2 protein-coding genes are annotated in these 1,505 nt (G+C 61.3%); both read left to right on the top strand.

Features of this window, described 5'->3' with window-relative positions; translation table 11 throughout:
- The coding region (locus EOA29_RS36185) for an SMC-Scp complex subunit ScpB (RefSeq protein ID WP_145970034.1) at positions 1-571 on the top strand (571 nt) is incomplete at its 5' end.
- A 345-nt stretch (positions 572-916) separates the two neighbouring features.
- Complete coding sequence (locus EOA29_RS36180) at positions 917-1,192, top strand: hypothetical protein (RefSeq protein ID WP_189479110.1); 276 nt, start codon at positions 917-919, stop codon at positions 1,190-1,192.
- Positions 1,193-1,505 lie beyond the last annotated feature (313 nt).

Raw genomic sequence — 1,505 nt, 5'->3', positions numbered from 1 at the left:
TTTTTCCGCCAGCGAACCGGTGACACGTAGTGTCCTCGTGCGGGTGGTGGGGAAGAACTGCAATCTCGAGCTGATCATCGACGACATCCGCGCCGAGCTCGCCGGCCGCCCCTACGAGCTGGTCGCGGTCGCCGGCGGCTGGCAGCACCGGACCAGAAAGGTCTTTGGCGACGTCATCCACGCCGCCTTCGGCACGGCTGCGGGGCAGGGGACAAAAGAGCTGTCGCAGTCGGAGGCTCTAGTGCTGATGTGCATTGCCTATTTCCAGCCGATCACCCGGGGCGAGCTGTCGAGCTTTTTCGGCAAGGAAGTGTCGCGCGATCTGATCGGCGTGCTGCGCGCAGGAGCTGATCGCGTCGGGTCCGCGCTCGCCGCAGCCGGGGCGCCTTATACCTATGTGACGACCAAGAACTTCCTGTCGCAGTTCGGGCTCGACACGCTGCGCCAGCTGCCGGATTTCGAGGCGCTGGAGGATGCCGGACTGCTGTCGAAGGAAAAGCTGCTGGCCGGCGACATCATGCCCGGCGTTACATCCAACCGTCAAAGCGCCGACCCAGAGATCGATGATTGACCGTCCGCTGGCGCGTTAGCAACCGCCGGCAGTTGCGTGTCCGAAATGTGTGGGCGTTTTTCGGACAAGCGGCAGTTCCGGTGCAGAGGCGCTCGTATTTCCCCTAGTGAGCCCGGGCCGCTGTAGCGCATAGGGATTTTGTAGCCGGGGCTCAATGCGACCGCATTTGCGCTTCAGACATGCTGCCATTGTCGGAACCCGGCATTAGAGATGGTGATTTACAAGTGGACCATCCATCAATCCACCTCTGATGCGCTGTCCTGTTAAGAGTTTTCGATTATAAAATGTGTGGGAGCGCCGTCTTTGCCATGGTGGTGCTGACGGGGACTCGGGAAGGTCATAGCAATGGCATCGGCACAGCAATTGATTGGGCTCGTGAAGAGTCACGCCGAAGGCGACGGAGAAAGGTTCTTCGAACTTGCCATGCAGCTTGCCGCGGCGGAAGGGCAAAAGGCCACGCCCGCCTGGCGGAACAACTCAGGCAGTGGGCCGAAGCCGGTCAGCAGCCCGCAAAACAAGTGCCTGCGGCGCCAACTCCGATCGCAACGCGTCGCGGCAACTTGGCTGCGTTCTCAGCGCGAGCTACCCGACCACCCGGCTCAACGACCTGATCCTGCCTGAGCACATCGTGTAAAGGCATAAGCTGATTGCGTCTGTGCTGGCAGGTCAACGGCGGCCGTTCGCCATGGCCTGGAAGGCGCAGCAAGACGAACATGTTGAAATCGTGTCCCGGGGTGCGGGTCAAAGCCGGACGATCGGAAGCATGTATATTCGCGACCTGGCAAGCCGCGCGGCGACGGCATGTCGGAGGTTGAAAGCTTGACCAATGGCGGCGTTCGCAGAGCCGCTGATTCCGCTTTAGCAAGAATGATGCGATGGCCTCTCACCGGCATCGTCAGCCGAGAGCCGTGTGCACCTCGAGACATTCGAGGCG

It is taken from the genome of Mesorhizobium sp. M1E.F.Ca.ET.063.01.1.1 (genome assembly GCF_003998155.1).
In the GTDB taxonomy this organism is placed as follows: domain Bacteria; phylum Pseudomonadota; class Alphaproteobacteria; order Rhizobiales; family Rhizobiaceae; genus Mesorhizobium.
This window is presented reverse-complemented; position numbering and strand designations above follow the sequence as displayed.